18 protein-coding genes are annotated in these 26258 nt (G+C 40.2%); 2 read left to right on the forward strand and 16 right to left on the reverse strand.

Going from position 1 to position 26258, the window contains the following annotated elements; translation table 11 throughout:
* Positions 1-2193 (reverse strand): hypothetical protein (locus tag DKM50_07645; GenBank protein PZM79699.1); only part of this gene is annotated, 2193 nt, incomplete at its 3' end.
* A gap of 323 nt (positions 2194-2516) precedes the next feature.
* On the opposite strand from DKM50_07645, the gene DKM50_07650 reads away from it, so the two are divergent.
* Both DKM50_07650 and DKM50_07655 read left to right on the forward strand, forming a co-directional pair.
* Entirely contained in the window at positions 2517-3215 is a 699-nt protein-coding gene (locus DKM50_07650; GenBank protein ID PZM79700.1) for a hypothetical protein, read from the forward strand.
* Positions 3216-3548: 333 nt separating this feature from the next.
* A complete protein-coding gene (locus DKM50_07655) occupies positions 3549-4736 on the forward strand; it encodes an FprA family A-type flavoprotein (GenBank protein PZM79701.1) in 1188 nt (395 codons plus the stop codon).
* A gap of 98 nt (positions 4737-4834) precedes the next feature.
* On the opposite strand, the gene DKM50_07660 is transcribed toward DKM50_07655, so the two are convergent.
* The 15 genes from DKM50_07660 to DKM50_07730 all read right to left on the reverse strand — a co-directional run bounded on the left by DKM50_07660 (position 4835) and on the right by DKM50_07730 (position 26214).
* Positions 4835-5782: a cation transporter gene (locus tag DKM50_07660; GenBank protein ID PZM79702.1), complete on the reverse strand. Its 948-nt coding sequence runs from the start codon at positions 5780-5782 to the stop codon at positions 4835-4837.
* 191 nt (positions 5783-5973) lie between these two features.
* The gene (locus DKM50_07665) at positions 5974-6345 is read right to left on the reverse strand and encodes a hypothetical protein (protein PZM79703.1); all 372 of its coding nucleotides are present in this window, start codon (positions 6343-6345) and stop codon (positions 5974-5976) included.
* A gap of 356 nt (positions 6346-6701) precedes the next feature.
* Positions 6702-9389, reverse strand: a complete 2688-nt coding sequence (locus DKM50_07670; GenBank protein PZM79704.1) for a hypothetical protein — start codon at positions 9387-9389, stop codon at positions 6702-6704.
* 631 nt (positions 9390-10020) lie between these two features.
* Positions 10021-11160: a glycosyl transferase family 1 gene (locus DKM50_07675; GenBank protein ID PZM79705.1), complete on the reverse strand. Its 1140-nt coding sequence runs from the start codon at positions 11158-11160 to the stop codon at positions 10021-10023.
* Positions 11157-12215 carry a radical SAM protein gene (locus DKM50_07680; GenBank protein ID PZM79706.1) on the reverse strand — a complete coding sequence of 353 codons (1059 nt, stop codon included), beginning with the start codon at positions 12213-12215 and terminating at the stop codon, positions 11157-11159. Before DKM50_07680 ends, DKM50_07675 begins: the two co-directional genes overlap by 4 nt.
* Before the next feature lie 829 nt (positions 12216-13044).
* Entirely contained in the window at positions 13045-14244 is a 1200-nt protein-coding gene (locus DKM50_07685; protein PZM79707.1) for a hypothetical protein, read from the reverse strand.
* A gap of 15 nt (positions 14245-14259) precedes the next feature.
* Positions 14260-15597: a hypothetical protein gene (locus DKM50_07690; GenBank protein PZM79708.1), complete on the reverse strand. Its 1338-nt coding sequence runs from the start codon at positions 15595-15597 to the stop codon at positions 14260-14262.
* Positions 15594-17063: a hypothetical protein gene (locus tag DKM50_07695; GenBank protein ID PZM79709.1), complete on the reverse strand. Its 1470-nt coding sequence runs from the start codon at positions 17061-17063 to the stop codon at positions 15594-15596. The genes DKM50_07690 and DKM50_07695 overlap by 4 nt, the downstream gene beginning before the upstream one ends.
* Positions 17064-17088: 25 nt before the next feature.
* The gene (locus tag DKM50_07700) at positions 17089-18210 is read right to left on the reverse strand and encodes a hypothetical protein (GenBank protein PZM79710.1); all 1122 of its coding nucleotides are present in this window, start codon (positions 18208-18210) and stop codon (positions 17089-17091) included.
* A gap of 63 nt (positions 18211-18273) precedes the next feature.
* Entirely contained in the window at positions 18274-19449 is a 1176-nt protein-coding gene (locus tag DKM50_07705; protein PZM79711.1) for a hypothetical protein, read from the reverse strand.
* Positions 19450-19464: 15 nt separating this feature from the next.
* The gene (locus tag DKM50_07710; protein ID PZM79712.1) at positions 19465-20865 is read right to left on the reverse strand and encodes a hypothetical protein; all 1401 of its coding nucleotides are present in this window, start codon (positions 20863-20865) and stop codon (positions 19465-19467) included.
* 72 nt (positions 20866-20937) lie between these two features.
* Positions 20938-22347, reverse strand: coding sequence for a hypothetical protein (locus DKM50_07715; protein ID PZM79713.1), 1410 nt, complete (start codon positions 22345-22347; stop codon positions 20938-20940).
* A gap of 55 nt (positions 22348-22402) precedes the next feature.
* Positions 22403-23773: a hypothetical protein gene (locus DKM50_07720; protein ID PZM79714.1), complete on the reverse strand. Its 1371-nt coding sequence runs from the start codon at positions 23771-23773 to the stop codon at positions 22403-22405.
* Between the two features lie 43 nt (positions 23774-23816).
* Entirely contained in the window at positions 23817-25364 is a 1548-nt protein-coding gene (locus DKM50_07725; protein ID PZM79715.1) for a hypothetical protein, read from the reverse strand.
* On the reverse strand, positions 25312-26214 hold the full coding sequence (locus tag DKM50_07730) for a hypothetical protein (protein ID PZM79716.1): 903 nt from the start codon (positions 26212-26214) through the stop codon (positions 25312-25314). The genes DKM50_07725 and DKM50_07730 overlap by 53 nt, the downstream gene beginning before the upstream one ends.
* Positions 26215-26258: the final 44 nt, after the last annotated feature.

The raw sequence follows: 26258 nt of genomic DNA on the forward strand, positions 1-26258 counted from the left end.
GCAGGAAGTAGTCATCCACCCGAAATAGGAAACCGAAAGGGTATCGCCGTCAGGGTCTGAGCAGAGGGGATTGATTGAGACAGTTTCAGTTTCATTGGCCGTGATCAGTGCAGCAATTGAGACACTTGGAATACGGTTGATATTGCTGATGACAACAAGGATTGACCGGGTAACGAGTCCTCCATAGTTATCGTCAATGGTCAGCAGCACATTGTGAGTCCCGGCATCGTTATAGGTTGTCTGGTAGGAGGAAGTAGTCATCCAGCCGGAATAGGAAACCGAAAGGGTATCGCCGTCAGGATCTGAGTAGAGGGGATTGATTGCGATAGTTTCAGTTTCATTGGCAGTAATCAGTGCCGGGACGGAGATGCTCGGAATCCGGTTGAAATATATGCCATCGGAATAACCGGTGTCGCTCCACATACCAGCCGCATTCCTGGCCTTAGCACTGAGATAGTAATTCTGTCTGTTTTGTAAGGCGAGACCATTGATCGTAATTCCGTTCAGGTTAGAAGTAACTGTCCAGGATAGTGCTTGTGTTCCACCTTGGGTAGTGCCCAATGCATATTGATACTCGATAATTTCCGACTCGTTATCTGTAGAGGACCATGATACGTGAAGGATAGAATTATTTGTTGTAAAGAATCCTTCATCATTAATAGACGGCGTAGTTGGGGGAGTACTGTCTAATGCCCTGACAACATTGATCCTTCCATACCCTGAGTACACGTCAAAGCCAGGTGTCATTATGTCGTCAGCAGTATTCCGAATAACATTTTTTACCTCATCGGGAGTAAAGCTCGGATGCTGTTGCAAGATGAGTGCAGCAAGTGCAGCTACGTGCGGTGCGGCCATCGAAGTTCCATCCATGATTTCATAAGTATTCGTGCTTGTTATTCCTAATGAGATGATGCCTTGTCCAGGCGCTGCAATATCTATTTTATTGCCGTAATTAGAGAAGCTACAGCGCTGGTCATTCTGGTCGGATGCTCCGACAGTGATGGCATTCGCTATATTCGCAGGGCAGTAATCGGCAACGTTGTCGTTATCATTGCCCGCGGCTGCTACCACGACTACCCCATGGGCTACTGCATAATTAACTGCATCAATCTCCAGTTGGGAGTTGGGACCTTCGAGCGAGCAATTGATGACATCAGCGCCATTATTAACTGCATAATAAATAGCATTCGCTACATCGGTATCATTTCCGTTTCCAGCATCATCAAGCGCTTTAACCGTCATTATTTTTGAACCGGCTGCTACGCCAATGAGCCCTTTTATATTGTTGCCTATTGCCGCGATCGTCCCGGAAACGTGAGTGCCATGGACATAATAATCAAAGGGATATCCATTGTCATTCACAAAATTATAGCCGATTTGATCATCGACAAAACCATTATCGTCATCGTCAATTGTATCAGTGCCGTTCAATTCGGCATCATTCGTCCATAGATTCGCTTGGATATCTACATGGTCCACTCGTATCCCGGAATCTACTACGGCTACAATAATTCCTGCTCCCGGAGAGTATCCGAATTGATTCCATACACTTTGCATCCCAATTTTTTTGAGGTTCCACATGTATTCTCTGGCATGCTCATTCCAGTAATCCCAGTTGTTATTTTGATCTTCATCAACCCAATAATCGTTCGGTAAATTAGTTGCTTTACAGAAAAAGTTTGGTTCGGCGTACTCAACAATGGGATTAGTCATATATTTTTGTGTTAATTGAAGGATGTCCTGACCTGATTTAACCTTTATCCGATAGATGTTTTCTAATTCTGGAATAACAGCATTTTTCGGCCTGCGCTTATCTCTGGCTTTTATGTGTTCTAATAATTCGTGCTGGTGCTTTAGCGTTTTTTGCAGCCGGATTTTTTTTGTACCACTGGACTGTGCGGTCAAGCTCTCTAGTTTTTTTATACTCTCCTGCGGGGAAAGTTGTTTCATAAAGATTTTGTTTGTCGTGACTATGTCAGACTCGGTAGCTTGGGAATGTATCCCCTGTTTTTTGAGCTCGGAGATCGTATATCCTTTTTTTAGCTTTACGATTATTTCGTCAGATGAATAGCTTGCTGCTTTTTGAGAACTGGCCTGGGGCCGTGAAGGAAGCGATTTGCTTGCGGCTCCAACGGGCATGCTTATCAGTAAAGTAATTGTTAGGAATATTAAATAATTCAATCTTTTTTTCATTATGCAATAAATTTCGATATGTCAGATTAACTTAGAGCACCTTAATTATGCGTCTAAGGTTTATAGCTAAAAGCTTAATAGTATTATAAACTGGAATTTGCCTTAATGGCTATAATATATAATTGTTATCTAACCGATTAGTTAAAAAGGATAAGTACTTTTCTGCTTTTGTATTTATTCTACCATGGGCGAATAATCCCAGATAATTATCCTGTTCATTCTCTTCAGAAAGCAGCTGAAAGTATCTGTATTATTCACGCATTGACATGGGCAGCCATACTAATTAGAATCACGCCCAACTCATGATGAAGGAGCTGATAAGTATGAAAAAAATGCGTCTGTTAACTATATTAATGTCTTTTTCTCTAGTGATAGCGCTTCTTTCTTCTTCAATGGTTTTAGCTAAAACGAATATGGGTGATCAAAGTGGTAAGGGATCTTCCGGAAATATGTGCAGTTCAGGCAATATGGGAACCGGCGGCAGCGGTGGGACCGGCGGGGGCATGGAAAACACTGGTAACATGGAAGCTACAGGAAATATGGAGTCCACAGGAAATATGGGTGGCGGTTCAGGTGGGACCGGAGGCGGAACGGAAGGTACAGGTAATATGGAAGCTACGGGCAACATGGAGTCTACAGGAAATATGGGTGGCGGGACCGGCGGGACTGGTGGCGGAATGATGGCTACCTCAAATGTTTCCGTTAATATTACCCAAGGGGCGAGCACGGAAGAGAAAATAATTGATGTTAAAGTTAATAATTTGCCGCCAAATGCTGTATATACTGTTTGGATGCTTGGGGAAAATTCAGAGGAGACGACCGGTATTGGTGTTGAACCATACTCGTTTACCACAGATGCTAACGGTGTCGGGACGTATACTGCAACGGTACCGGCTAGCACCCTCACCAGAATGAAAGACATTGCTATCGTTATGAACAAAGATAGTGACCCTCGAAATTTAATATCCCCTAATTTAATCGCAGTATACCGGATGCCGATAAGCGATCTCACGCAAAATTAAACACAGAAGAAATAACTTATACGGTCAATAGATATCTATCAATCAGGTAGCTTCATTGCTGCCTGATTGTTTGGTGTTTAAGAGAATACATCTCAGGCTAACCTGATGCTTGCCTTGCTATATTGGCTTACTGTAATGTTTGTAGTCATCTTGCTGCTTACCAGGAACACATTATTTAATTAATTGCATTATAGTTGCTGACAATGATATAGTCGTCTGTGATTCTGACGAGTTTCGTTGTTTTTCTCAAAGCTTGTTAGATTCATGTATAAAAAACAGCGCTTTTAGTTAAACTGGCAGCGTTATTAAAACACAGAAAAGAGGTTGCTACTTATGGCTTTTCCTATTAAAAATAATATATCCTGGGTTGGAAAAATTGATTGGGAATTAGATAAATTTCATGGAAACGAATATTCTATTCATCATGGCACTTCCTATAATTCTTATCTCATCCAGGAAGAGAAGACGGTTCTGATAGATACTATATGGGCGCCATTTTCAAAGGAATTTGTGAACAAACTTGCACAAACTATTGATCTGAAGCAGATAGACTATATAATTGCTAATCATGCAGAAGTCGATCATAGTGGTGCTCTTCCTGAATTATTGAAATATATTCCTGACACGCCCATTTACTGTACGACCAACGGTTCAAAGTCATTATACGGACATTATCATCAAAATTGGAATTTCAAAACTGTTAAAACCGGAGACAGGCTTAGCCTGGGGAAGAAAGACCTGGTTTTTATTGAAGCTCCGATGCTTCACTGGCCGGATACCATGTTTAGTTATCTAACAGAGGATAATATTCTTTTTAGTAATGATGCATTTGGTCAGCATTATGCCTCTGAGTTCATGTACAATGATCTTGTCGATCAGTCCGAGCTGTTTGCGGAAGCGATTAAATATTATGCAAATATCCTTAATCCGTTCAGTCCTATGGTAATTAAAAAAATTAACGAAATTCTGGCATTTAATCTGCCCCTAGATATGATCTGTCCTAGTCATGGTGTTATCTGGAGGGATAACCCTATCTCAATTGTTGAAGATTATCTGGCGTGGGCTGATAATTATCAGGAAAACCAGATCACAATAATCTACGATACGATGTGGAATGGTACAAGAGTAATGGCTGAGAATATCGCTGCAGGTATCAAGGATGCCGATAAAGATGTAACCGTCAAACTCTATAATGTGGCAAAAGCTGATAAGAATGATGTTGTTACCGAAGTATTTAAATCCAAAGCGATCATAGTTGGCTCACCTACTATTAATCGGGGGATACTTACAGCTGTAGCAGGTATTTGTGAAGAGATCAAAGGGTTAGGGTTCAAAAATAAAAAAGCTGCTGCTTTCGGTTGTTATGGTTGGAGCGGAGAATCGACGAAGGTACTTGTTGAAATATTGAAGTCTGCCGGCTTCGAGATTGCAGATGACGGGATAAAGGCTTTATGGAACCCTGATGATAATGCTATCAATAGCTGTATTGACTATGGTAGGCGGCTTGTTGGGAAATTTTAAAGAATTATCTTGGGTTAATTACAAAATAAGTCAATAATTGGCTATGAAGCCTCAGCCTTGGTAGTATGCGATTGCCCTGTAGAGAGGCATATGGTTGGTTATCGATTATAGATTAAGCAGGTATCTAAGCATTTAGGTTCGCACAGATTGTTGCATGGCTCGATATGGACCATGATCTTTGAGTCGGGAAATCGATGTTTGATATCGGTAACGATCTTGTCATTAAGGTCATGAGAATCTTGTACTGACATTTCAGGGTTTACCACGACATGGAATTCGACGAACCGAGTTGATCCTGCTTTTCGTGTGCGGAAATTGTGGAAGCCATAAATCTTGTGGTAGAGCAGCTTTATTCTTTCTTTTATCCAGTTTTCTTCATCGGGAGGAAGACTTTCATCCAATAATCCCTGGAGTGACTGTTTCGTGAGATCATAGGCTGCTTTGAGGATAAGTATAGCTACTAATAACGCAGATACAGGATCTATCCAATGGAGATCTACATCGGGGACTAGTATTTTTCCGAGCCAGAATAATCCGAGGCCTCCCATTACGCCTGCTGAAGTAAAGACATCGGTGCGTAAGTGCCAGGCATCCGCTTGCAACGCAATAGAATCGGTTTCTTTACCAACTTTGAATAACATTTGAGAGACAATAATATTAACTATTGATGAGGCGAGCATAACTGCCACACCCCAACCGACGGCTTCCATCGGTTGCGGTGTAATGAGTTTTTTGATAGACACAAAAATAATCCAACCCGCAGCTACAAAGATTAGTAGCGCTTCTACAACACCTGAGAGATTTTCGAATTTTCCATGACCGAAAGCATGCTCTCGATCTGCCGGCTGACTGGAGGTCTTTACAGCAAATAGGGCTATAATTGAGGCGAGGAGGTCGACGCCTGAATGTATAGCTTCAGAGATAACTGATACAGAGCTGATCAGTATTCCTACAACCAGTTTTGCAATGATAAGTGCCGAATTTGAGAATACCGATAGCATAGCTACAAATATTTTTTGCTTTTGTTTTTCCATGGATTTCCTCATAATAGAATATAAAAAACCCCCTGGGAGTATAAGTCCCACGGGGTAATAACCGCTGCCATTAGGCCCGGCTAAGCTCTTAATATTTTAAGTTCGCCTGATCTACCATAAACTTATAACTTTTTAAAGTAATTGTCAAATATTTTCTTAATCGAATGTATGGATGCGATAATAATATGCCTTCCCAGTAGCTTTCAATCTTCATTCGCGATTAAGAGTACCTGCGTGGTTGCGAAAACAATGCCTATTTTGTCAGATACGGCCACTGACAGTCTATGAGGGCCGGCAGTTAATGGCGGCATCCAGCGAATAACTTCAGGATCATCAGTTTTGGTTATAGTTCCTTCTCCTGAGAAAAAATACGCTAATTCATCGTTATCAGGATCTGTTGCTTCGACTGATGCAATGATTGAGGTGTTTAACGTAGCTTCCCTTTGTGACACTGCTATTTTTTTGATAATCGGCAGACTGTTCAGTGCCGGTGAATCGGGGTCGTTAGTTAAGTTGTTTCCGCAACCTGTTATTGATAATAGTATGGCAATGATGCTTAATCCTAGTCGTTTCATATAGGTATTCTCCCTTACGAAAATTATTTGTTTTTCGAAAAAATATGGCCACGTAATAATTGTGGTTTGTTTCTTAATATCTATTGGAAATCTCATGCATTGGAAATCTCATGCCAATGATATCTTGTAGGCTCTTTTAAATCAAGTGGTAGTAGGGTTGTGTTGGATTTCTGCGGGTACGCGGAAATTATAATGTTTCATCATTAAACAGGCATGCCATAATTAAATAAGTAATATTTAGAAACGGACTGTATAGGAACATATCCCGTGACTTGCACGGGATATGTTAAGAGGATATTTTAGTGGCTATTTTTGGTAAGGGCGTACAATTATACGCCCCTACAGGATGAATCAAACTATTTGATAAAAGAGTTAATGTATTCTTCTATCCAATTATATCCGCTTGGTGCTTTAGCATGTGTGCTGAGGCTGGTTCTATCTGCTGAGTACTGTTGTTCAAAGCTATCTGGCAGACCGTCGTTATCGGAATCAGCCGGTGTAGTACCTGGTGAAAGGTATGGATAATCGGCATCTGATACACTGTTTTTAAGTGCGCCGGTACCATTCTTTACATCATTAATTATCCGGGTGTCAACGGCATCTCGCACAGGTACGAAAGCTCCTACTTTATTTAAAACCGCCGTGTAGGTTTCTTCCGCGGTGTTCTCGTATATTCCTGATAAAGCTACGACCGGTGTGCTGGATTTGAAAGTTGATCCGCTCCCGCCTCCGACAAAGGTCACGAGACTCCAATCGTCGCCGACGTTGCCTTGTGATTTGTTCGGTCCGATGTTGCCTGACAAAAAGTATCTGGAATTTGCATGTACGTAATATTCTTGATTCCAACCAGGATAGTTAAATACCTCGATTGGTTTTGCAGGACCTTCTGTCCCTTTTCGTTTGTAAAAGTTCTTTACGACGTTCCAGTATGAAGGGACTGATCCGCTAAACCCGCCGCCGTATTCATTTGGGGACCCTATGAAATCTGATGCCTTGTTTGTCCAATGGTACATAACATTGTTGACGATCTCTCCGGTTGATCCGTCATTGCATTCCGGGAGCCTCATCTTGAGATGTGCAAACAAGTTGTGATGGATGGATACCTTTTTGGAATTGTTTCCTGCAAGTAATCCAAAACCGTGTCCGCCGTAATCCATCAGCCCTTCCGAAATGATATTCCATTGCCAGGTAATATCATGTGCAGGGAACCAGCTTACTGCGATTTCATCTGATGCCCATGAGAGGGAGTTGTGGTCAATAATGATGTTATATGGCTGGACTGAACTATTTTCGATACTGAAACAGTCTTCATTCTGTGAGAGGTTACGACCTCTCCCGCTTCGCCATTTAAGGCCTCTAAGGATAATATCATGCGAACGGATACGAAGTCCGGCATTTCTGACTGCAATACCGCCGCCCGGTGCTGTTTGGCCGGCAACAGTTATATAAGGGCTGTTGATGCTGACATCCCCGGTGAGCCTGATTGTACCGCCCACGGTAAAGATAACAATTCGTGGTGCATTGTACTCAAGCGCCCAGCGTAAACTCCCTGTCCCGCTGTTATTGAGGTTTGAAACCTTGAGTATAACAGGGCTTTGGTTAGGGTTGCCGAATGCTCCTCTGGTTTTTGCTCCAAAACCTTCTGCTCCAGGAAAAGCTCTGACTTCTCCGGTAGTTTGCGGTAACGCTTGAACGACTACGGTTGCTGATGCTGTAACCGAGCTGCTGGCATCCGAAACTTTAACCGTTAGTAAATAGCTGCCAGGAGTTACTGGCGGTGTCCAATTCGCAAGGTTAGGTTGCGAACCGTTAGCGACTGTCCCCGGACCGGAAAAAGTGTAGCCCAGGCTATCGCTGTCAGGATCGCTCGCAGTTACGGTAATTGCAGTGCTTTGTCCCGCCGTAATTGTGGTCGCGGATAGTTTTACCGAACTTATCTGCGGTGGAGTATTGAGTTGGCTCAACACTGTGGCGCTGATACTCTTGGATACAGTGAATTCGCTATCGGCAACCAGGGCCTTAATGCTGTAGTTTCCAGGAGTAGTTGGTGGAGTCCAGGTCACTACATTTGGCGAACCTGTTTGTTCAATTGTTCCTTGTCCGGAAAATGAATAGGCGAGAGTATCTCCATTCGGATCACTAGCCTGTACTGTCACTTTTGTACTTAGTCCCGGGGTAATTGTTGTAGAATTTGCTACCAGGGAATTAATCACCGGAGCATTGTTTTTGAGAATTACCGTAACGGAAGTATTTTGGGAAACAGATCCGTGGCTATCTGAAACAATTGCTTTTATTGTGTGCACTCCCAGCGTTGTCGTCGGGGTCCATTTGACCGCATTTGGTGAACTTGTCAGTGCAATTGTCCCGTCAGCTGTAAAAGCGTATTTCATCGTTTCTTTGTTCGGATCGGTTGCCAGTACGGTTACTATTACCGGATCTCCCTGTTTTATAGTCAGACTGGATAGAGATAAGTTGTTAATTACCGGTACATAGTAAACCGTAGGTGTATTGACCTTTACGTAGATTGTGCGAAGTACGCGATTTGTACCATCGTCACCAATAATCTTCATCGAGTAAGTCCCCGGTGTGGTTGGCAATGTCCAGATGACGGTTTTGGATTTGCTCACAATATCTTTGCCGATCCTGGTACCGCTAACGCCATAAGGCAGGTCTATACGGCCGGCTTGCGGTAAATATGTATAGGTTAAGGCAACTTTATTTGTACTGGACGGAGTGGCTGTTATCGTTGATTTTCCTCCCGGACTGACACTCGTAGGAGATGCAACGACACTTGTTATACTTGGATATACACTGTATCCTGCGACGAGAGTATCAAGATTTATGGCTCCGGCAATACTCGTCGCACTTGTCCCAGTAGAATCATTTTCCGGATTATCCGGCGGATTAGGTATATTCCCTTCTATTTGTGAGTTTGTTTGATCCTCTTGCAATTGTGGATCTGGTGTTCCTGTCTGATTCGCTACTTTCGAACATCCGGCGATCAGCATCGTTATTAATATGCCGCTTACAATAAGTTTTTTCATTATGATGAGTAACCTCCTAAAAAATGCCAAGCCATTTTTTAAAAAAAAGAATGACCTAGCGATATAGAAATATACTTTCTATATTCTTTATAACCTCCTTATTAAATTATTATTGGAAAAAAGATCTTATAATTATTTTTTACGATGAGTCTTCACTGGCAGAAAAAATTTCTACATGATATACCTCCTTATTGTTTAATTATTTGATTATCTGTTTTTCGGGCTCTGTATGTCTGTAGTGTGGCTAATGTAACGGATACTAGGATTAATTGTTTTGGCTTGTAAGCTAAAGTGAAATCTCTGTGCTGCAACCCTCCTGAATATATTATTTTTATCTTTTGAAGTGATGTTCCAATTTCACTTACCTATAACCAATGATATATTAAAAGATCGCAGAAATCAAATGGGAGTAGGGCTGCGTGAAAATACCCTACGTATGCTCAAAACAAAAAAGTTTATAGATAAATAATAATATAATGGTTAAGTCAAATATGGTTTACCATCCATATAAGGCATATGAAGTTATGATATTTATCATAAAATCAGATAGGGAGTTTTTCCGGGCATATTTTTTTTCCCGCTTTACTATTTCTATATGAGTGGCGAGGAATATTCCGTGTTCATTCGTTCGTCATGGTAATGTTGATACTTGATTCTTATATAATGAAGCATAAAGTGAGTGGTAATTATCACATATGATATCCCAATTATAGTAAGCAGTTACGTAGGCGACAATTTTATTTTTTATCTGGCTGACGATCTTCGGGTTAGATAATACAAAGTCCAGATTGTGTTTCAGACTTTTGACATTACCGGCTTTGAAGGTAAATCCGTAGTGATTATTATTGTCAGGGGTGACTATACACTTATTAATAGGAATGTCACTTACCAATGGACAACATCCCAGGGACATCGCTTCAAGCAATACTAAGGGCATTCCTTCAATATCAGATGGAAGTACGAAGCAGTAGGCATGGGAAAAAAGCGCGTTTTTATCAGTGCCGAATACTGGGCCGGTAAATATTATTCTTTTATCGTTTGCTGCCATTTTTTTTATTGCAGTTAAGTAGTCTTTTGAGTGAGAATGGTCTCCTGCAATCACGAGTTTTGTATCTGTCTGTATTTCAAGAAATGCTTTGATCAGCCGGTGTAGCCCTTTTTCCGGAACTATTCTGCTTAAGAAAAGAATGTATTTGTTTTTTGTCAAACCGAACTCGCTCAGAAATGTCGTATCATTGATTTGTGGAGTAACGGATATCCCGTTAGCAATGTACACGGTTTTCTTGTTGTATTTTTTATAAAAATAATCTTTAAGCAAAGGAGAGACAACGGTTGTTTTGTTCGGAAAAAGAATAGAGGCTTTTTCTCCGGCTTTTAGGCAAGCTTTAGCAAGTTTATTCCATTTTTTTCTTTGCCAGTCAAGGCCATGGCACGTGGAGACTACTTTCTTTCCAAAAAGTTTTGGGATCCAGGAGAGTAGTGAGGGGCCGAGGGAATGGTAATGAATGACATCGTAATCGGAAATGGACGCTAATAATGTACACAGGAGCGTGTGCGAGATCGCTTCTAAATGTTTTGTATTGATACAGGGTATATAGTTAAGCTTGATGCCATTATAACGATCGGTTTTTGTTTTGTTGTAATGCGGTCTGCAGTAAACCGTTACCTCATTTCCTAAAGAAACAAGCCTTATGCTCACTTCCTCCACCACTTTTTCTGCACCGCCGAATGTTCCCGGTATTCCCCGGACACCAAGCATAGCTATTTTCATAATGGCGTCCTTTCTTTTGCTGCGCTATCGATGGAAGTAAATACCGTATTGTTTTCTGGTTGTTGGAAATCAGTTTTTTTATAGCCGCGATATCCGAAAATTTTGTTTTTTAGTATCCAACTGATCGGGAGGCGCATATTATTTTTCATTGCCGGGGCCGCGCTTCCTATCATCCAGCATTGCTTATTGCATTTTTTTACTGTTTCACGAATATTTCGGGCATTCTGGCTTGTCCATATTTCATCAAAACTCTTTCTTTTGATGTTGCCCATAGGTAATTTCCTGTCCATACCATTGCAAGGGAGGATGTCTCCCGAAGGGTCGAGAAAAAAACCGTCAGACCCCATATTGCAAGGTATCGGACGGCTGCCTCCATGAATAAAGTTGATCAGTCCGTTATTGAAGTACGCCCGGAACCATTTTTTTGGTGAGCGGGATGTGAGCAGGCAAGCGATCAGTTTTTCGAATTCATTTGTAACTTTTTCTTTGTTAATAATCCGGTTGTCATATTTATGGAAATAATGAGAATTATGTAACGTCGCTGTGGCGAATTCGTACCCGAGCGCATTTGCAAGGCTATAGAGAGGTATGAGGTCCTGGGCATTAACCTCCTGTACTGTCATTCCGAAACCGATATCTGTGATCCCCATTTCACGTAACGTGAGCAGCGTTCTCAATCCTTTGTCGAATCCATCAGGGATTCCTCTGATGGCGTCGTTTGTTTTTGGCATTCCTTCAATGCTTATTCTTATACCCAGATCAGGGTGCTTTTTACAAAGGTTTACTATTCGGTCGGTAAAATATCCATTGGTGCTGATGACAATCCGTTTCGTTTTTTTTCTCAGAATTGCCACAATGTTTTCTATGTCGTTTCTAACGAATGGTTCACCTCCTGTGATATTCGTGAACTTCATTTGCGGAAGCTTTTCTAATTCTTTTGGGCCGATTTCCTCTTCTTTGTTAGATGGATATTTATAAACATTACACATATTGCATTTTGCGTTGCATCTGTAAGTGAGTATAACAGAAGCATGAAGGTTATTTTTTTGTAGCATATGGAATCCTCCCGGGATATATGGAATTATTTAATAATTGCCATGTTGTAATGTATGGAGTATGTCATTTTGCAACAATGCATTACTATTACAAAATGTTCTGGTTGATATTGATCGGAGGTAATAGTTATGATAAAGCGAAAAACTTAGGCTGTATAATAAGTCATTAAAGGCAGATATATTAATTCATAATTTTTAGAAAGATAATTGAAGAATAACGATAGTTTTTTTTTGTCATGCTTTAATCCTTGGTAGTGCTTTACGAGAAACTATATACTTAAATAATATTCTTTATAAGAACTGCTATCTACGTTGAAGCTCGAAATATATATAAGGTTTTGAAAGTTATTTGTCAATATTATTATATAATGTAAGTTTGATTGTATTTGGCTGGTTTTCTTGATTAATGTTTGTTGTCGGCTATTAATAATTTAAAAAGTATAGGGTGTTAGTTATACCTCAATATTTGCATGGGATGATATCTCTCGTATAGCTATCATCTTCGCCTCATCTGGTGGAATAGATTTCGTTTTTTTCTATTCAACTTAAGCTGCCACCGTCTTCTCCATTAGGAACGGAGAAGACTTAGATATAGACGTTATTTCCTTCTAGACCTTCTACTCGCTTAACGTGGAGAAGGTCGCAGGGGGTGAACTGGGAAGTTATGCTTTGCCCCTCCAAGGAAGGGAGTAAGGAAAGATCACCCTCCCTGAGGGGCGACAGAGAAAAATATGGCGCAGAATCGTTGTTGGGTGGGTTAACAACGGTTATCTAGACCAAGTATTATGGATTGGTGTGCTAACCCGGCACAAACCCATCGCCAATTCCCTTATACCTTCGTAAACAGCGAAATATGCTGTCTTGCTACTTTCTCCCAGGTGAGATTTTTGTTGATGAAATTCAGTGCGTCATTTGAGAGGCCTTTTAGGGTGTTGTCGTAGAAGAACGTTTTTGTGAAATTTGTTTGAAAATTTTCTTCGTTGAACAGGACAATCCCATTTTGCTGAGCATCGAGCGTTGCATTAAAAAGCGTATCTTTGAGGAAAACTGGCAAACCTGCGGAGAGCGCTTCCAGGACAACCAGGCTGAAGGCTTCTGACTCTGACATGAAAATGAACGCGTCTGCCAGATTGTAATAATAATTGAGTTCTTTGCCCGGGTTGATTTCACCCAGGTAAACGACTTTTCCGTCCAGGTTTTTTTCGGTAACGTAATTGTTGATTTCAGCGAAGTATTCCGGGTCGATTATTCCTCCGGCATAGATGAATTTGAAGTTATGTTTGCTCAGGAACGGGGCAAGGAGTTTTATGGTATTGAACTGGTTTTTGCGCGGACAGATGGAACCGACGTGGAAGAGTATTTTTTCTTGTCGTGGTTTATAGGTGGCGATGAGTTTGCTTACGACTTCATTGTTTTTCAGGGTACAGTATTTTTTTGAGTTAACTCCGTTGGGAATGAAGACGATCTTTTTTTTATCGATTTTTATATGCTCTTCGATATTCTGTTTTGCTTTTTCGTTGAGGACTATAATCCTGTCGGCGTGTTTGAGCGCGAATATTTCCAGAAAATATTTTTTCTTGACGGTTGATTTAATACTGTCCCAGTCCTGGGACCAGATATAGCTATGGAGTGTGTACATGGTCTTTGACTTTCGTTTTATTTTCCGGCTGATCAGTTTTTCAAAAAAATAATAGTTATACTGGTTGTGGAAGTGAAGAATGTATTTTGTTCCGTTGTTAACCTTGAGGCTGCGCAGGAACATTGCCAGGTTGAACGAGTAGATGATCCGTTTTAATTTGTGCATAAAGCCAAGCGTATACGTTGTTTTTCTCAGGAATTCAGGGACTTTGATTTCGTGGATGTTGTAATCGCTTTTTATCCTGTTGTTACTGTGCAGATCAATGATCGAGACATCGATACTGCTTTTTACCAATTCTTGTGCCAGATTCTCTACTACTATTTCTGTTGCGGCCCCGACCTTGGCAGGGATTGAAGTATACCCAGTAGCTATTTCAAAAACTTTTAACATATCTTTCCTCCTCAATTAGTGGTTGTAATCGATGCTGATTGCCCTTGTTTTCATTTGTGCAATACCTTGTCCTTTATGATGAGAGACTGATTCAAAAATACCAATTAGTTTTTCTACGTGGGCCGCTTTCGAGAAATTTTTTTCCAGGTACTGCTTGCAACGTTGCCTTTTTTCCTCAATTTTTGCCGGATCATTTATGATTGTTCTCAGGGTGTTTGCGAGTGAGGTAACATCGAATGCCTGGAATTTAAAAGATATTGTATCATCGACTGTACTTTTGAAGCTGCCGAATGAAGGCACAACTAATGGAAGCTCAAAGAACAGGCTTTCTAGCATGACATTGGGCAGGTTCTCTACGATGCGCGAGGGCAGGATAGAAGCGTCAGCCTGTTGATAGACCTCGATGAGTTTTTCCGTTGACGTTATTGGCATTACTTTTACCAGGTCCTCAAGATGATTGGTGCTGATATACTTCTCAACATTGGCTATTTCCTTTTTGAGACGCCCGCCGATCAAGGTTAGTCTGAACTGCGAATGCAGATCTTTGAGGGAATCAATTGCCTGGAGCAGGTCATAGGTGCCTTTACTGTGATCGAAATTGCCGACACAGATTAAGTTGATTTTTCCTTGAGGTAAACGGTTCCTTTGGTATGTTTGATCAATGTTCCAGGTGTCACTATTGAAGAAGGTGTGATTAACTGCTAGTTTGTTCTTATCAAACCCGAACTCAATAAGTTTTTCTCTCATGTAATTATTGGTGCAAATAAAGGTATTAATGTGATCATAGATGCCAACGAAATTATGAAATGAATAGGCCAGGTATTTCAGGCAGGAAGCTGCATGAGAGTTTTTGACACACTTGTGTTTTATCACGGATAGCTTCTTATCTTTACACTCATCGCAGAATCTGCCGTCTCTGAAAAAACCGCTTTGCGGGCACATCAGATAGTAATCCGATAATCTATGAACTATCGGAACATTGTACCGTTTGCAAGCCGTGATAACGCTTGGCGATAGTTTGTTGACATAGTGAAGCAGATAGCAGACGTCAGGCCTCGTTTCCCGGATGATCCTTTCCAGATCGTTTTTGACCTGGAAAGAATAGAACTGCCGGCCGATGACGTCGAGGTAGGTTTTTGCGTTCTTTCTATACTCATCAAAGAATATTCCTTCTTCTCCGCCGATATTTTTCGTGAAGAAATGCTCATATTTGCTTTTGACATTCGAGCTGTGCCTAGTCGAAAAAGGGATAACTTCATGTCCGCTTTTTTCCAGCTCTTTTTTGATGTTGAACATATATCGTTCAGGGCCGCCGGAGATAAAGTAGCGGTAATGTACTAAGAGGATTTTCATGCTGGTAGGGCTCCTCTTTGGTCATGCGTTCCAGGGAGCAGATTGAATTGGGTTTCGCTATCTGTTATCGAAGGCAGAGAATTATTTGAGATGACATTCGTATGATTCATGAAAACGGACATGAATATGTAGAGGATACCATTGAGTTGGACGTACAGATGGGGGTTCATGGTCAATCCGCCCACATAGTAGTTGAGAAAGAATATGAGGAAGGTTGCGAGAAGCGGTTTGTCAATCGAAGGGAGTTGTGTGTATTTTCTGTATGACAGGTAGATGAACCCGATCGGAGCGAAGAATACGACGCATCCGACAACCCCTAATTCAATTAAAATGGTAACGAATATATTGTGCGCCGGACCTGAATCCGGGGTGATCCGGTCTCTCCGTCTGAAGTTGTCAAATCCCATGCCGGTAACCCAGTTATTTTTCAGCAGTATCGCAAAATCTTGATAAAAACCAACTCTGGTTGCCAGTGTTTCGGAATCATTTAGCCGTTCTTGAAGCTGAGGAGGCAGACCGGCAAAGTTGAGATAACAGGCGCTCAGGATTAATAATGCAGCGAGGCCTGCCACATATTTTATTTTGTTTTTCACAATAAACAGAAAATTGACGAAGTAAACGAGCAGTAAGCAAACATAGCTGGTACGGGATAGGGTGATGAGTACTCCTGCCGAAATTGCCACGATAAAGAAGGCCCATTTCAAGCGTTGTTTGTTACTATCTGCCGTATTATAGAAGTATAGTGACATTGCTACTGCAAAAGGAAGGAACAGCCCTGCGGTATTCGGATCGATAAACGGTCCGCTTGGCTGGAATACACCATGAGCCTCCAGGGTGTAATTATATACAAAGTTTTCGTAGATATCTGTAGGTGGAAGGAAAATATTTACTTTTGTGATAAGTTCGTAGATCAGGTATGGGACTGTGAGTGTCGAGAAATATACGATGTATTTCATCCATGAAAGGACATCTTTTTTTTGAATATCAGAGAACTTTGCCGTGAAGTAGTAGAGGATTGGGAATCCGAGTAAAAAGAAATTGCTTTTCGATTCCGGTGCGATACTCTTGGTAAGAGCTGAGATGAGCACCCAGATAACGGAAAAGAGCAGAATCCAGTCAACTAAATCGATGCGGAACGGAACTTTTTTCTGGTAGAGATTGAAGAAACTTTTTGCCATAAAGATACCCAGAAAAAGCAAAGGATAATTGATGGTCAAAAAGCCGAACCTTATACCAAGTAAAGAATAAGAGTTCATCCAGATCGGCCACCAGATGACGCTTATAAAAAACAGGGTGTACAGGGTTGGAGTTCTGAGTTTTTTCATCAGAAAGAGAAATAGCAGGGAAAAGAGAAGTGCCGCGACAATCATTTTCCCGTTCTGAATAGTTAGATACCCCATTACTAAGGACGAGAGTATTACCATAGAGTACTTGTATGTAAGGTTTTTTGCACTATCAAGATTCATTTTGAGCTCCTTATTCTGTTTTTTATCAAAGTATTTGCCGGTATATCCCTGTAAGGCTGTCAATATAAACGTTAATCAGAAAACTCTTTGTTACTATTTTTTCGGCTTCGCAGCCCATTTTTATTTTTTCGAGCGTATTGGTGATAAAGAACTTCATATGTTCATGTAGTTTTGCTGTGTCCATAGGATCAGCTAATAACCCGTTAACGTGGTCAGTTACCAGAGTTTTCATGATGCCGACGTTACTGACTATTGCCGGTAATTTTCTGTACATCGCTTCCAGCAGCACCATCGGCAATCCTTCCCAGAGTGATGGCAGAATGAATATGTCGGAAGCATTCAACAGGTCTGCAACATCTTTCCTGATACCTAGGAGTATAACGTTTGAGGATAGTTTGTGTTTCTCTATGTGCATAGTTATGTCGTTTTTTAATATGCCGTCACCAGCTATCAATAATTTTGCATTGTGATATTCTTTGACAACAAGAGAAAAAGCTTCGATTAAGTACCTGTGTCCTTTTTGTTCTGTCAGGCTGGCTACGTTTATGAAGACGAAATCATTCTCTGCCAGGCCAAGCTCTTTTCTTACACTTAGCCGATCTTTGCTAACGGCAAACTCTTTTTCGTTAATGCAGTTATTGATGATGACCAGTGTCTTTTTTTGTTTGCTGTTTAACTTAAGGGTTTCTACAAGTGACAAATAGACTGGGAGTGAACATGCGATTGTCCTCGAACGTGACCGGAATGTAACCCTGTCAAAAAAATCCCAATACCATTTTCTGTTGAAAAGTACATTATGTTCATGAACGACTATCGGTATCTTGAGCAGCTTGGCGCATATATATCCATGAAGTGACGCTCCCCATAGATGGGTATGGACTACGTCCGGAGAGATGAGCTTTAATATTTTGTACAGTTTTGTAGTAATTTTGGGGTTATATGCTTTTTGTGCATCAGGGAAAAGATGTAGTAATGGTATTCCCATTTCTTTTAGTTTTTGGGAATAATAGCTATCACTTTTGCCCAGGATTGATAGCACGGTGATATCCGATTTCCCTTGTTCCTGTAATCCGGCAGCTATATTAACGACCATTCTTTCAGCACCGCCGATAGCATCAATATTCCAGATAATTTGGCAAATATGCATTTACTATTCCCCCCACTTTTTTATGACGGGAGGGCATATAATTCATGCCCCCCAATAGCATTTTTATAGAACTCGTGATGTTTCTTCTACGACGCTGTTCGGTATTTGAGACATGAATATCCTCTCGATCGTGACGGCATTACTTTCCCAACTGAACTTGTCGGTTACGTAACGTTCACCGTTTGATCCGATATTTTTCCTGAGATTTTCATTCTCTACATATTTCCTGAGGTTATATACCAGTGAATCTATGTCGTCCAGATTGATGAGGTTCCCTGTGACATTATTCTCCACAAGGTTTTTTAGCCAGCCTACGTTACTCACGATGACCGGCAATCCGTAATACATGGCTTCAAGAGTTGCAATCGAAAACGATTCATAGGTTGAAAGAAGTGCATATATATCTGATGCAATATAATATTTGTAGATATCTTTGTTGTCTACAAATCCTGTAAAAATAACATTTTTTTCCATATGTAACTGTTTGACCAGTTTTTCCAGGCGGTGTCTTTCTTCTCCATCTCCTACGATCATGAGCTTAACAACCTTTTTCGTGCTGTCGATGAGCTGCTTGACCCCTTTAATCAGGAACGCGATATTTTTCATGTTGATAAGTCTTCCTACATAGATAACCGCTAATTCATCATCTTTTATTTGATGTTGGGCCCTCATCAATTTCCTTATATCCAGCTTATTATGGATTTCGACTAGGTTAGGTGAAGGTGGAATGTTGATGCAGTTAACATTTTCTTTTTTTAAGTAATGGTATGTGTCCCCATTAACGATAACAAAAGGTAGTTTTTTTATGACCTTTAACAATACCGGGTCTGGTGGCCCAGGGAACCGTATTATTGTCGGGGTGTCATAATGTGCTTTAATTTTTTTATTCAGATGCGGTAACGTAAGTATCCAGATAGCGTCATAATAATTAAATTTATCATTCTCTTTAAGGTAATTGAATACTTCTGATCCCCACCAGTAATTATCCAGATGCCATAGTTTCCCAAGCCCTTTTACTTTAAACGGCAATTTAGTAGCCAATTTGCTTAAATATGGCGTGTAAATATAGTGAGTTTTAAATTCGTTAACAGGGAAGGGGACCTCTCCATTTTTTTTGCATCCGGTAATAAACTCAATTTCGTGATTCCTTTTTTGCAGTCCTTTTGCAGTATTGAGATCAAATGTTTCACCTCCCCCGCGCCAGAGTCCCATTACACGATTAACAAATAGTATTCTCATAGTAGTTGTTCCTCCTTATTTCGTTAGATTGGCGGCCATCTGGGCAGTATTTCTATTTTTGTTCCAGATGATCTCTGGGTCAACTTTGGAAATAATAAACTGTACTTTTCCCGAAGGCGCTTTAGGAATAGAATCAATAAAGTGTATATCCAGTGTGCAATCTTTACCTATAAAATCTCTGATTTTTTTTAGAGACAGTTCAAAGCTGATGCTATTAAAATTGCTCATTTTTACGATATACAGTGTGAACTTTTCTAACGATTCCTGGACGAACTGATAGGCTTTTATTCCTTCGATCCCAAAAAAATACTGATTGAAATACCAGCCATGAACAATTTTTCCATTTTTGAGAATGACATGGTCCATGCTTCTGCCGAGGATTTCTTTTAAAAGAATAGTTTGCATACCGCAGGTACATTTTTCCTTGCTTAATGTTCCTATATCCCCTACTTTGTAACGGATAAACGGCATTCCGAGATTGTTGAGGTTAGTAAGGATGATTTCTCCCGGTTTGTCGTAGACCTCTTCTCCGGTTTCCGGATCGATGCATTCGACGATGACGTTGTCCATAAATATATGGAACCCTGAGTGCCGTTTACATTCGCACGCCATTGCGCCTACTTCACGTCCGCCATATCGGTTGAAGCATTTCACGCCGAACGTATCTTCTATAGTTTTTCTCATGTGCGGGTAAAGGGTTTCTGAGGTAGTTGAGATGGAAATCTTTGGATATGAGGGTATGATCCCTTTTGCATTCAGATAACTTGCCAGGAGATATATGGAAGAGCTTGAGGCCATAATAAATTCCGGTTCGTGTCGTGTCATATCTTTATGGAATTGTTCTATTTTTAAGTCTGACATATCAAATGCATCATAGAACCTGGTATTCTGCCAGAATAGCTTTGATTTTTTTGAGAAAGCTTTCCTATCGCGAGGGGCGCCCCAGAGCCGGGCACTTCTGGCCCCCCAGTACCATCCGCTCATTTCATTAATGATCATCATCGAAGCCCAGATATGGTCCTTATAGTTCTGGTCTTGGTAAAAGGTGAGCGGTTCCCCGGTAGAGCCTCCGCTGGAGTTTGGGTAAAGACCTATGGGATTTTTTACGATAAGATTTTTGATTTCTTTTCTGATGATATCTTTGGTAAGGATGGGGAACTTCTTTAGGTCGGCAATCGTGAAGTTGCTTATCGGTTTTTTTACTGTATCGATTGTTTTTTTATAGTATGGGGTGGTATATGCAGCCATTAACAATTTTCTCATTTTTTTTTCCTGATACTTTTCTATGACACTTCTATCCTGGTATTGAATGCTTTTTTTCTCTTTATAGAGTTTCCAGAGTTTTTTCTTGAATAAATGGGATGCTTTATATTTATATGAACTTTTGCAAAAGGCATCTTGCAGCCTGTTAATCATAATAATTCCTCCCTCTCAGGTTATTGTTTAGTCATGATATTCGTTATGATAAAGCCATAAAGTGATCTGTCGTTATACTCTGGTAATCATTTTTGTTGATCTGCTTATCAGGGTTTTTTCTTTTTTCTGTCCAGCTGCCTCCGGGTTAATTTTCGAAATAATATATTCCCTGTGACCTGGTGAAGAATCCGGGATTGCTTCTACGAACTTGATCTCTATTGACGCGGTTTCTCCAAGGATTTTTTTCATTTTATTAAGAGGATCATTAAGGCTATTGATGTTGAAACAGTCCATTTTAAGTATATTCAGCGTATAGCTGTTGAATGTCTCCTGGACAAACTGGTATGATTTGATTCCTTCTAAAGGGAAGAGTGCCTTACTTAACATCCAGCCGTTAATGTGGTTCCCATTTTCCAATACAACATTAGCAGTACTGTTTTTAAAAATCTCTTTAATTAACGGAGTGCTCATTCCACATGAGCAGTTTTCTTTGGTGAGTGTGCAGGTATCGCCGATTTCATATCGTATAAATGGCATTCCATGATTATTTAGATCAGTAATTATAAGCTTGCCTGGCCTGTCGTAGGCTTCTTCTCCTGTTTCCGGATCAAGGCATTCCACAATCACATTATCCATAAAAACATGAAGTCCGTTATGTTTCCTGCATTCACCGGCAATTTCTTCGATTTCGCGGCTACCATAATGATCAAAACATTTAACGTTAAACGTCTCTTCAATTGTTTTTCTCATATATGGGTAAAGTGTTTCCGATGTAGTTGATATTGATAGTTTTGGATAATTAGGAATAATACCTTTGGAGTTAAGATAGGCAGCAAGCAAATAGATTGAAGATGTGTGCGCTATAATGAATTCCGGCACACGAGCGGTCATCATACGGTGGAATTCGTTCAGTTTGTTTTCTGACAAGGGAGATGCGTCATAAAGCTGGGTATTATGCCAGAAATGGTCTAATTTTTTAGAAAAATATTGTTTGTCTTTTTGTTTGCTCAATAATCGTACGCAGCATGCCCCATAGAACCATCCGCTCAGCTCATTCCTGATCAGCCTTGATGCCCAGGCGTGATCTTTATAGTTTTGGTCCTGATAGATGTTAATCGTACCTCCGGTAGGTCCTTCAATCGAATTACGGTGCAGGACTGCCGGGTTCTGAATGATGAGATTACCTGCTTGCTGCTCAATAATATCCTTGGTAAGGATTGGGAACTTTTTTAGATCCTTAAGTACTACTTCGTTTATCGGCTTTCCCAGTGAGTCTATAATCTTTTTGTAGTATGGGGTCTTATATGCCTTGGTAAATAAGACCTTTAGTTTGCTCAACTGGTATTTTTCAATTATGCTTTTATCTGCATAGTTAATTCTTTTTTTCTCATCGTATAGCTTCCACATATTTTTTTTTATAAGCTTAGATAGTTTTTTCTTGGCTTTACTTTTACATAGGGCATCTTGTACTTCGCTGATCATAGAATTACTCCTTTCGACAAACAGTTGAGGAACAATCAACAGGTAGTCTTTTTTATTAATTTTTTTTTAAGGTCCATATGTTTTCAGGGTTTACTTTCGATGATACATATCTATATTTCCCTGTAGGAGTTGTTGCTACCGATTGGATAAATTTGGTCTCGAGAACAGAATCCTGCCCGATGACCTTCTTTATCTCATTTATTGCGTTATCGAATCCCAGATTATCGAAGGTGTCCGTTTTTACTATGCTGAGAGTGAACTTTGATAGAGAATCCTGTATGAATTGGAAGGCCTTAATTCCTTCCAGCCCGAGCAGTTTTAATGCGAAAAAGCATCCGTGAATTATCCTCCCGTTTTGCATCGTAAAATGCTCGGTATTCCGCCCTATTATCTGTTTGAAACGTAACGTGTTCCGTCCGCATTTGCATCTTTCTTTTGAGATGATGCCCACATCTCCTATCCGGTACCGTATAAACGGCATCCCGTGGTTATTGAGGTCAGTCACCACAATTTCACCGGGGCTATCAAAAACCTCTTCTCCGGTTTGCGGATCGAGGCACTCAATAATGACATTATCCATCATAATATGCAGGCCATTGTGGGCTTCGCATTCACAGGCTATTGCACTTATTTCCCTTCCACCGTAGCGATTAAAGCATTTAACTCTGAAAACGCTTTCTATTGTTTCTCTCATGTGCGGATAGAGCGGCTCCGAGGTTGTAACAATGGATATTTTTGGATAGTTTGGCTTAATACCCTTGGACTTAAGAAATTTAGCAAGGAGGTACATCGATGAGGCATAGGAGATAATTATTTCCGGCTGAAACAAAGACATGTCGGCATGATATTCTTCAAGCTTGTTTTCTGACATGTCAAAAGTATTATAAAAACGGGTGTTTTGCCAGAAAAGGTTTGATTTTTTATTGAAAGCATTTTTATCTTGCAGAGCACCCCAGAGTCTGGCGTACCGTGCCCCGTAATACCATCCGCACATCTCGTTTATTATCATCATTGAGGCCCATATATTATCCCTGTAATGTTGGTCCTGGTAGAAATGTACCGGTTCTCCTGTTGATCCGCCGCTGGCATTGGGGAACAGATATTTTATATCCTTCACAATAAGGTCGTGCTTTTTTTCCCTGATAATTTCTTTTGTCAGAATTGGGAATTTTTTGAGATCTTTAAAGGTTATATTGTCTATGGGCTTATTCAGCGCGTCTATATATTTTTTATAATAGGAGGAATTTTCTGCCATTTTTAATAAGATTTTTAATTTGTCGAGCTGGATATCTCTAATTTCATTGCGGTCGAGATATTGGACTCGTTTTTTTTCATAATAAAGTTTCCAGGTTTTTCTTTTGAGAAACTGAGAAACTTTTTTTTTGTATATGTTTTTACAAATCAAATCTTGTACATCTTTTGGCATTTCTTTTAATTCCTCCTGGACATTTGATTAATTCTCCAAGCTATTACGTGCCGTTTGCATTATCCCAATTAAGCATTTTTTCTTTTTTGAAATAAAAGGCAGCAACCCCAACTAATAATAAAATGTTGATGATGAGTGTTTTGGTTAGTAAGAATATAGTGTTATCCATGGTAAGAAAATAGGTATTGATGTAATATCCTGTGATAAGTCCCAATGCGGCCAAAGAGGCAAAGGTAATATCTCTACGCCAGATATAATTGATAGAGGCGTCTTTATATTTATACTGAACGATGGCAATCCCTACTATATAACCGATAGACTGGGCTATAGAGAACCCGATTAAGCCGAAAGTAAGCCCGAAAATAATTTCCAGGATTACGGTTGTTGCTCCTACATAAAAGGAAAGTGCAAAGCCTTCTTTAGGAGATTTATAGAGATATACTCCTATATTTGACAGTAAATAAAGGGTGTACGTGATTATGGATATGGCTAAGACGTTAAGTAAATAATAGTATTCAGTGAATTTTTCTCCACCCAGCAAAAACATAAACAATTTGCTGTTCAGAAAGATAACCGAGACACCGATGAGAACCAGGGATATGAGTATCTGATAGACACGGCCAAGATTATTCTTGAAGACCAGTAGCCCCTTTGATTTTATTTCGGCAAGTTTTGGCGTTACCGTATCATAGATAGCTTCAAAAACCAGCGTAATTAAATTGATTATTTTTTTCGCAATGAAATAAATAGCGAGTTTTTCAGGATTAAAGAGGAACGCGATGAGCATTTGATCTGCCTGGGAGAACATGAACCGCATAATTCCCTGTCCGTAAAACGGGAATGAAAATTTGATGTATTCTTTTGCCGAATAACCATTATATTGGCTGAACAGAAACTTGCTCATACCAATAAATCCGCAAATAACGCCTAACAGCGTTCCGAGGAGAAATCCCAGCATTATGCCGTGCAGTTTATATCCCAGTAATATGAATATCAGCGCAAATGCCCGTTGCGAGACATTCGTAATAATGTTTAAGAAAGCAAGCATTTTGAATTGTTGCAGCGTCTGATAGAGTAAGATGAACCGATCAAAAATCGTATAGAAGAAGCTGTTAACAATTATCCAGTCGATGAAAACTGCCAGGTCTTTTGATTTCAGGAAAATTGAAGCAATATAGGTATCAATACCAAATCCTGCCAAACACAAGAGTAATGTTGCGAAGGTAGAGGCGATCATTGTGATCTTGATGATATCGCCGGTTTTTGTGTGTTCTTTTTTTGCGAGCAATTCTGGGATCAGTCGTAGCGCCGTACTGTTCAACCCTAAACCGCCAAGCATTCCAAGTAAGGAATAGAAAATAAAGAGAACTGCAAAGATTCCGAGTTCGGTCTGGTCCAGAATCCGGGAGATATAGCCTATGAAAGCCAGAGAAATAAATAGCAGGCTTATTTTGGTTGAGAGATTGATGAAACTATTGAGTGCTAAGCTTTTGCCTGCAATTTTTTTCTTTATCATTTTAAGCATAATAATTCCCTCTTTAAAATAACGTGTTAACAGGAACAAATTGAGATTTGTTTTCGGTATGAACATAATTAATGAAAGCTTCTAAGGTTTCTGTCAGCTTTGGCTCTGTGTTAACCTGCCAGTAGTGCGTAGCGAGGATAAAGGGAGCATTTGTGCTGCAGCAGAAGTTATAATCTCTTTTTAACGATTCGAGAGTTACGTTCGGTACCAGGCCATAGGCATGGACTTCTTTATGCGATTTATAGTCCATGGTGTGAGGATAGACCCTTCTATATTTTGCCTTCCATAAGACTTTTAGAAGCCAGAACTTCAGACTTTCCATACTAAAGTTCCTATTGAAATACATTATTCTCATTGTACCGCCGCAAATATCCAAATCGCATTCGGCAACAGCTTTTACTGCGTCTTTGCTAAAGGCGTTACTTGGCGCTACAAATACATTTATTTTCGTTCCAAAGAGATCTTCCAGATAGTCTTTTCCTAGCCTTGTTTCTTTTTTTAATTGCGAATAATTCTTCCAGGCATACTCTCCAATAAAAATAAGATCTTCACCTCTCACGTCCTTTTTAAGCATGGTTAAGTTGTCTTTGGTTGCCAGAAGAGGGAGGTCTTTTTTGTTCTTTGCTGCTTTATACTGGTGGGTATGTCCATGGAGCATGATAGTTACTTTTTTTTCTTTGATTTTTTCTCTCAGGTATTGAATAAGTCTTTTGTTTTCTCCGATTGCTTTCTTTTCTTTTTCCTGGTAAAAGTTTACGCCCTGGCTGCCGCAATTGTGGGATTTGACAGCATAGGGGACGACTGCCAGTGATGTAGAAATACCTTTCGCCCAAATATGTTTATAGACAGCCTCTAATTCTTCCGGCTCTGTAAAATAACTGGTGTCATCATCTCTTAAGGCAAATTTTATGTTCATTTTCTCCTCCTTCTTAGTTATCTACGACAGGGATTAGCTGCCCA

The sequence above is a fragment of the Candidatus Margulisiibacteriota bacterium genome (assembly GCA_003242895.1).
GTDB lineage: Bacteria > Margulisbacteria > Riflemargulisbacteria > GWF2-39-127 > GWF2-39-127 > GWF2-39-127.

Excerpts from the sequence above, each read along its gene's own strand:
- DKM50_07650 (PZM79700.1), top strand. The coding sequence starts at position 2,517 with ATGAAAAAAATGCGTCTGTTAACTATATTAATGTCTTTTTCTCTAGTG.
- DKM50_07655 (PZM79701.1), top strand. The coding sequence starts at position 3,549 with ATGGCTTTTCCTATTAAAAATAATATATCCTGGGTTGGAAAAATTGAT.
- DKM50_07660 (PZM79702.1), bottom strand. The coding sequence starts at position 5,782 with ATGAGGAAATCCATGGAAAAACAAAAGCAAAAAATATTTGTAGCTATG.
- DKM50_07665 (PZM79703.1), bottom strand. The coding sequence starts at position 6,345 with ATGAAACGACTAGGATTAAGCATCATTGCCATACTATTATCAATAACA.
- DKM50_07670 (PZM79704.1), bottom strand. The coding sequence starts at position 9,389 with ATGAAAAAACTTATTGTAAGCGGCATATTAATAACGATGCTGATCGCC.
- DKM50_07675 (PZM79705.1), bottom strand. The coding sequence starts at position 11,160 with ATGAAAATAGCTATGCTTGGTGTCCGGGGAATACCGGGAACATTCGGC.
- DKM50_07680 (PZM79706.1), bottom strand. The coding sequence starts at position 12,215 with ATGCTACAAAAAAATAACCTTCATGCTTCTGTTATACTCACTTACAGA.
- DKM50_07685 (PZM79707.1), bottom strand. The coding sequence starts at position 14,244 with ATGTTAAAAGTTTTTGAAATAGCTACTGGGTATACTTCAATCCCTGCC.
- DKM50_07690 (PZM79708.1), bottom strand. The coding sequence starts at position 15,597 with ATGAAAATCCTCTTAGTACATTACCGCTACTTTATCTCCGGCGGCCCT.
- DKM50_07695 (PZM79709.1), bottom strand. The coding sequence starts at position 17,063 with ATGAATCTTGATAGTGCAAAAAACCTTACATACAAGTACTCTATGGTA.
- DKM50_07700 (PZM79710.1), bottom strand. The coding sequence starts at position 18,210 with ATGCATATTTGCCAAATTATCTGGAATATTGATGCTATCGGCGGTGCT.
- DKM50_07705 (PZM79711.1), bottom strand. The coding sequence starts at position 19,449 with ATGAGAATACTATTTGTTAATCGTGTAATGGGACTCTGGCGCGGGGGA.
- DKM50_07710 (PZM79712.1), bottom strand. The coding sequence starts at position 20,865 with ATGATTAACAGGCTGCAAGATGCCTTTTGCAAAAGTTCATATAAATAT.
- DKM50_07715 (PZM79713.1), bottom strand. The coding sequence starts at position 22,347 with ATGATCAGCGAAGTACAAGATGCCCTATGTAAAAGTAAAGCCAAGAAA.
- DKM50_07720 (PZM79714.1), bottom strand. The coding sequence starts at position 23,773 with ATGCCAAAAGATGTACAAGATTTGATTTGTAAAAACATATACAAAAAA.
- DKM50_07725 (PZM79715.1), bottom strand. The coding sequence starts at position 25,364 with ATGTTCATACCGAAAACAAATCTCAATTTGTTCCTGTTAACACGTTAT.
- DKM50_07730 (PZM79716.1), bottom strand. The coding sequence starts at position 26,214 with ATGAACATAAAATTTGCCTTAAGAGATGATGACACCAGTTATTTTACA.